Origin of the sequence: Nocardia sp. NPDC004168, assembly GCF_040610355.1 — a bacterium.
GTDB lineage: Bacteria > Actinomycetota > Actinomycetes > Mycobacteriales > Mycobacteriaceae > Nocardia > Nocardia sichangensis.
This window is the reverse complement of sequence record NZ_JBEXME010000071.1, coordinates 1-5,985: the sequence shown is the minus strand read 5'-3', so window position 1 is coordinate 5,985 and position 5,985 is coordinate 1. Positions and strand designations below refer to the sequence as shown.

The window sequence follows — 5,985 nt, the reverse complement described above, 5'->3', positions numbered from 1 at the left end:
GGCGCTGGCTTCGCCTCGGCCGGCCACCTTGCCGCCTACGCCGATATCGCTCCGGCCACCCACCGCTCCGGCAGCTCCATCCGCGGTGAGCACCCCGCCCGGTCCGGCAACCACAAGCTGAAACGGGCACTGTTCCTGTCCGCGTTCGCCGCACTGCACGACCCTGCCAGCCGCGCCTACTACGACAGAAAAAGAGCCGAAGGCAAGAAACACAACGCCGCCCTCATCTGCCTGGCTCGGCGACGCTGCGACGTCCTCTACGCGATGCTCAAACACGGCGAACTCTACCGATCACCCACGACCTCAGCGGCTTGACGAACACCATAGGGACCCCCCGCTTCCACCTCCGCGTCCTCGGTCATCACCCCGCGCGCGATCGCCGCCCAGAACCGCACCCGATCCTCACGCCAGGCCACTGTCGGCCGACCCGGCGACGGAATCTGGCCCCTGTACTCAAGAACTCGCCTCTGCTGCGGACCAATTTCCCACCTCGACACCTCCCCGATTGAGGTGTTGCAACGATCAGTTGAATATGGCCCATTCACCTCGTGGTCGTTCGGTGAAAATCTGCGTCGACATCGTCTTCTGCCGTCGTTCGGCACTGTAGGTGACTGCTTCGACAACGCAGCGATGGAGTCATTCTGGGGAAGGATGCAAACCGAACTCCTCAACTCCAGGAAATGGTCGACAACCCTCGAGCTGACCATCGCGATGGCCGACTGGATCGACAACTTCTACAACACCGAACGCCGCCACTCCTACCTCGGTCACCTCAGCCCCACCGAGTATGAGACGCTGTGGCTCGACATCCAACCAACCCCTCAACTCTCGTAAGAGCGGACCCACCGGCAGGGGCCAGATCACGTGGTCGCGTTATGGGGGACTAGCCACGGGGAGCGTCGTTGCTCTTCGGCGCACATCCTTGTGCACCGCGAGGCCTTGGCCTCCAAACCAGACAACGATGTGCAGCCAACAAACCAGCGTTGAAACGTGAGGCGAAGGTGCCTACACGAAGTTCGTACTCCTACAGCTGAAACTCGGCCATCTTCTGCGCCGGGGTCACCCCACGTCGTAAACCGCATGCACAGCCATGGCACGCTCAGGCAATCACCACCCCTGGAACCCTTCGAAATAAGGCTTTCTCAAGAGCGATCGACTCGAACACCCCTCAACCAGCGCACTAGATCTTCAGCTTGTTCAAGATACCTATCGAAAGTCAGCCGCGAATCGGTTGACATAAGTTCCCCAAAGGTATAGCCCTGGCTCACAGCGGCGGGCAATTGCACGGAAATACAGTCATTTAGCGCATTTAGGTGAGTTCCCATGATGCGTCCATCTATGCAATCTTCTCCTTGTGCCACTATATGAGTCACCAAGCGGGATGCAAATTCAATCCTACCGGATATGACATGGATGTCTTTTAAACCTGGCATCACTGCCCGAAAATCACTGTCCGCCATCCCGAAACGGCGGCGAACCCGAGCGAGTTCAGTAAGCATCAGCAACATTCCTCTAAGCAAACCGACAGCGACAGATCCCATGGATGCAAGTGCAAGATGGAGCAATTTCGACACATCGATGGAGATAATCTGAACTTCCGGAATCATTACTTTGTCGAAGTATACTGAATACTCCGGCGCGCTACTCGAATAAGAACTTTGTATGCACGTTACACCTGAAGTGTCCATCTCAACGATAGCGATTCCGGAGCTTGTCGGAACTAACATCCAACGCGCTAGATCAGCATATGGAACCGACACTTTTATACCCTCAATCCGCACCCGTCCACCGACTCTATCGGCCACTGTTTCCGGCTGTGCAGTGAATGGTTGCCCCGGTTCGCTGAGCGCGGCGGTCAAGACCGCTCCTTGTGCAACTGCAGGAAAGACATCCTGCGCTAAACTTTCTGGGACTGCACCCACCAGTGGCAGCACACCGAAGCCCAGGGTTGTCAAAGCAGGAACCTGCACAGCATCAGTGGCAAGCTCGATCAGTATCGCTGACAGCCCCAGAATACCCAACCCATCCCCATAATGATGCGGCAGGGGAACGGAAAGCAGACCGCGCTCTGCAAGTTTCGGCCAAAGATTGATATCGCGCTCGCTCTCACATTCGAGCAAACTTACCACCGCCTCTGCGACGGCATCTTCAGGTTCATCCACACTAAAGCTCAAAACTTCTCCAGTTTAATCGAAAAAACTTCCGCTATGACAGATATAATTGCAAGTACAGTAAACATCGGCGCAGAGGAGCAAGGACCGTAACCCCGATCGCAAACCGCATATCAAACCGCTCCGCGGCTATTGGTATACTGCAAAAACTTCTGTGGTCGATTCCTTCGAGTTCGATACCCGGTGTCTTTCACGCCTCGTCAATCCATAACTGCTTCCATATCGCATGCCTCGCTACAAGGCCGGTGGAGAGAATCATTTGCCGATCTGCGTCGTCTACATCATGGGTGAGGTCCGCCGGTATTTCCGCGACAACACCTGGGCGATGCGAGTGCCGCGGCGTGTCAAGGAGACTCACCTACGCATCGGGCGCGGCGATCGACAGTCTCTCCCAGACTCTCGGCCTACCAGCCCATTTCGATCGACGCGGCCACGCTCGGCCGCGACACCGACGCCTCGCTCCTGGACACCCTCGGTGAGGAGGAGTCCCAGTTCGATCGGCCAAGACCCTCGGCCGCTTGCGGGAGCAATCCAGCCGGGAATGACCGCGCTCAGCGGACGTCGCGTGCGCGCAGTTGGCGCACTTTGGCCGGAGCGGTGAGCCACCACGCGTTGTCGAGCAATTCTTGCAGGTGCTCGGGCTCGACTCGATCCAGATCGATCAGGATATAGGCGTGACCGTCGTAGTGCGGCGTGGTGTAGAACGCCGGATCACCTGACGCCAGCAGCGCCTCCTTCTCGGCGAGGTCGCAGGCAAGCACGAAACCGCCCTCGGCCTCGCTGCGCAGGCGAGCGAAGCCTTTGCCGCCGACTTTCAGGGCCGGACTGCGCCACCAGGTGGACTCCTCCACCTCTGGGAACCCGGTTGCCATCACCACCACGTCTTGCCAGGTCATAGTCATTCTCCCAAGTATGCGACAAAAACGTGTGTGTGGCTTGGACGAATGGAATCTAGCGAGCCACTCAGCTCGGCTCGACCAGCGCTGCCCAGAAAGCCTTGGAAGTGCACGGCACGGCATGCTGCAAGTTTCATAGCCCGCGGCCGCGCGGCCTGCAACTGCCATCCAGCCGAAGAAGTTCTGCCCAATTGAAGAATTAAAAATAATAGTATCCGATAGAAGGACAGTTGGGCCCTCTCTCTGCTGCATTTAGCTCACGACACTATGGGGCTCTTCGACACTCTTTGTGGCACGAGGAAAATTGAGCGCAAGCAAGACCATGGCGACAACTCCAGCCGCAGCAACGAACATAGTGGTCCGCAGATTTTCGGCGAGGATGGTGCGGAGTGCATCACCAGCGGCTCCTTCAGTTCCTGCGTTGGCGATAACTACAAGGATAGCCAAGCCGATCGCTGCACCGATCTGCTGACCAGTGGATGCAATTGCAGATGCAATTCCCTGTTCGCGTGGTTCAACTCCGGTCGCAGCCGCCGCGAACATAGCGGGAAAAGTTATACCCCCGCCGATGGCGAAAATTACCAAACCAGGCAACATGGTCAAATAACTACCAGTCGGCTTGACTTCAAGAGCTAAGATTATGGTCCCGATGGCAAGTAGCATCAAGCTAATAAGCAGAGTGACGCGCACACCGAAACTTGTTAGCAGTTTGCCTCCGATTGCGTTACCGGAAAGCACTACTGCCATGGGAACTAGAAAAGCTACCCCGCTTTCCATAGGGCTATAGCCGCGAACATTTTGGAAAAACAACGCGAGAAAGTACAACAACGACCCAAATGTAGCTGTGAACAGGAAGGTGATCATTACACTGGTACTCAAACTGCGGTTGCCGAATAGCCTCAGTGGCAGCAGCGGATCGACACTTCTGTGCTCAATAACCACAAAACTCGCGATAAGAACCGCCGCGACGAGCACGCTGGACAAAATGGGAGCGGATAGCCAACCAAATTCCGGCCCCTGCACGAGTGCAAATACGAGTAGCGTAACTCCCAACGTCGCGGTGAGCGCACCGGGCAAATCGAAATGACGCCCCCGATCAAGGGCGGCATCCGGGCTGATAAGCGGGAATGCCAACAAGGCCGCGACGACCGCGAGTGGTACGTTCACGTAGAATACCGCGCGCCAACCGAATAGCTCAGTCAGTAGGCCACCGAGCAAGGAGCCGAGAATAAGCCCGCCCGCGCCGGCGGCCGACCAAACCGCAAGAGCGCGATTGCGTTCTCGCCCCTCAGCAAAGAGCGTATTGACCAGCGATAGCGTCGCCGGGAACAAAAGTGCCCCGCCCACCCCCTGTAGTCCACGGGCAGTTACCAATACCACTGGCTCCGTTGCAAGCCCCCCGGCAAGAGACGCCGCAGCGTAGATCAGCAGCCCGAGTACAAACATGCGTCTGCGACCGAGGAGGTCTGACGCACGGCCACCGAGAAGCAAAAAACCGCCGAAGATCACTGCGTATCCACTGATTACCCACTGCAGTGTCTGGGAGCTGAAGTTCAGCTTTCTGCCGATTTCCGGCATCGCAATGAAAACTATGTTGTAGTCCACGGAGATGATGAGCTGCGCAAATGCAAGCAGGATAAGCGCTGAACCAAGATGTCGAGCGCGCCCCGGAGTACCGGCCGGAGGGAGTGCTGAAGACATAGAGCTACCTCATTGAGTGAGTGACATTACTATAGTCACTATACTATCCATAGTCTCTCCCCTTCCGCAAGTAGCTTTCGGTCTGCTACACTCCCATAAGTGGTAGTAGACGCGAATCAAGCTCCCGACCTGCGAGAAGGCTTCTGCGCTAGCTATCATCGCGGCGTCGAACTGATCGGCCGTCGATGGAACGGCGTGATCTTGCGCGAGTTGCTACTCGGCGCCACGCGGTTCAGCGAGATTCGCCAGGGCATACCGGCGCTTACCGACAAGATGCTTGCCAACCGGTTGCGCGAGCTCGAGGCGGCGGGGATAGTGGTTCGAACGGTTTATGACGAAGTCCCGGTCCGCATCGAGTATGAGCTAACAGCAATGGGCAGAGATCTTGAGACCGCAGTAGCCGCCCTCAACCAGTGGGCCAGCCGATGGTTCCCTCCAGATGATGAGAAGGATCTTGCGGAACATCGTGCTGAAGAGTGAGCACTCTGGGTATGCCTGCGTAACCTCACCGTCGACGGAGTCCCGCAGACGAGCCGCAGATCGTCAGCATACGAAATGCTCAAAACCCAGATGTTCAGCCGAGCCAACCTCGAACTGCTCCGCAAACACACACTCTTGTGATCCCGCGGGCCGTGGAACGGGCAACTCGCGCAATGGGACCCGCGCGAAGACCGTGGTCACCGATGTCGGCCCGGGGAGAGATCGATGTCCCAGGTGATCGGGGCTCCGGCTTCGATGGTGATCGACGGGATGGCCGAGTGGCAGAACCGGCCGCTGGGCATAGTGTATCCAGCGATCTTCCTGGACGCGCTCCACGTGAAGATCAGCGCCCTGGCGCACTCGTCGTGATGTTCAGTTTGTTTGCACCGTGATCGTAGCCGAGGTGATCGGTGATCTCGCCGTCGAGAGCGGACTCGACCACCAGCTTGGTCAGCTGCTGCAGCAATCCGCCCCCACCGCTGAGCTCCCGCCCATCCGCCCGCGCGGGCCTGGGCCGCAGCCGGGCCACCAGCTCAGCATCGACCTGCGACGTCTTCGCGTCCTTACCCTAGGCCACCGCAGCAGTACCAGCCAAGACGGACCCCACCACATCAGACATCAGAGGCTCGCCGGCGGCCGCCATCGCGAAGCCTGTGGCCAAGCCGGTACGGCCGATCAACCGCGCCGCGAGGACAGGACCGATCCCGTCGAGCTCCCGCAGTCGGGTGCCGTGCTCA

At 58.1% G+C, this 5,985-nt stretch carries 7 protein-coding genes and 3 pseudogenes; 5 read left to right on the top strand and 5 right to left on the bottom strand.

Annotated features, from left to right (window positions below; all coding sequences use genetic code 11):
- Positions 1–315 (top strand): transposase (locus ABZW96_RS37085; RefSeq protein ID WP_355081507.1); only part of this gene is annotated, 315 nt, incomplete at its 5' end.
- A gap of 17 nt (positions 316–332) precedes the next feature.
- Here the strand turns inward: ABZW96_RS37085 and ABZW96_RS37080 are convergent.
- A pseudogene (locus tag ABZW96_RS37080) lies at positions 333–482 on the bottom strand (IS30 family transposase); the annotation flags it as partial.
- Positions 483–510: 28 nt separating this feature from the next.
- On the opposite strand from ABZW96_RS37080, the gene ABZW96_RS37075 reads away from it, so the two are divergent.
- Complete coding sequence (locus ABZW96_RS37075; RefSeq protein ID WP_355081505.1) at positions 511–834, top strand: integrase core domain-containing protein; 324 nt, start codon at positions 511–513, stop codon at positions 832–834.
- A gap of 308 nt (positions 835–1,142) precedes the next feature.
- On the opposite strand, the gene ABZW96_RS37070 is transcribed toward ABZW96_RS37075, so the two are convergent.
- A complete protein-coding gene (locus ABZW96_RS37070; protein ID WP_355081503.1) occupies positions 1,143–2,162 on the bottom strand; it encodes an acyl-CoA dehydrogenase in 1,020 nt (339 codons plus the stop codon).
- 289 nt (positions 2,163–2,451) lie between these two features.
- Between ABZW96_RS37070 and ABZW96_RS37065 the strand changes: the two are divergent.
- Positions 2,452–2,672, top strand: a pseudogene (locus tag ABZW96_RS37065) (RNA polymerase sigma factor SigF); the annotation flags it as partial.
- Between the two features lie 50 nt (positions 2,673–2,722).
- Here ABZW96_RS37065 and ABZW96_RS37060 read toward each other — a convergent pair.
- Both ABZW96_RS37060 and ABZW96_RS37055 read right to left on the bottom strand, forming a co-directional pair.
- Complete coding sequence (locus tag ABZW96_RS37060) at positions 2,723–3,073, bottom strand: MmcQ/YjbR family DNA-binding protein (RefSeq protein ID WP_355081502.1); 351 nt, start codon at positions 3,071–3,073, stop codon at positions 2,723–2,725.
- A gap of 246 nt (positions 3,074–3,319) precedes the next feature.
- A complete protein-coding gene (locus ABZW96_RS37055; RefSeq protein ID WP_355081500.1) occupies positions 3,320–4,768 on the bottom strand; it encodes an MFS transporter in 1,449 nt (482 codons plus the stop codon).
- Positions 4,769–4,897: 129 nt separating this feature from the next.
- On the opposite strand from ABZW96_RS37055, the gene ABZW96_RS37050 reads away from it, so the two are divergent.
- Complete coding sequence (locus tag ABZW96_RS37050; RefSeq protein WP_355081509.1) at positions 4,898–5,248, top strand: helix-turn-helix domain-containing protein; 351 nt, start codon at positions 4,898–4,900, stop codon at positions 5,246–5,248.
- A 225-nt stretch (positions 5,249–5,473) separates the two neighbouring features.
- Positions 5,474–5,617, top strand: coding sequence for a transposase (locus ABZW96_RS37045; protein WP_355081498.1), 144 nt, complete (start codon positions 5,474–5,476; stop codon positions 5,615–5,617).
- Positions 5,618–5,639: 22 nt separating this feature from the next.
- Here the strand turns inward: ABZW96_RS37045 and ABZW96_RS37040 are convergent.
- A pseudogene (locus ABZW96_RS37040) lies at positions 5,640–5,777 on the bottom strand (IS256 family transposase); the annotation flags it as partial.
- Between the last annotated feature and the right edge of the window lie 208 nt (positions 5,778–5,985).

Coding starts and splice junctions, on each gene's coding strand:
- ABZW96_RS37060 (WP_355081502.1), bottom strand. CDS start 3,073: ATGACTATGACCTGGCAAGACGTGGTGGTGATGGCAACCGGGTTCCCA.
- ABZW96_RS37055 (WP_355081500.1), bottom strand. CDS start 4,768: ATGTCTTCAGCACTCCCTCCGGCCGGTACTCCGGGGCGCGCTCGACAT.
- ABZW96_RS37045 (WP_355081498.1), top strand. CDS start 5,474: ATGTCCCAGGTGATCGGGGCTCCGGCTTCGATGGTGATCGACGGGATG.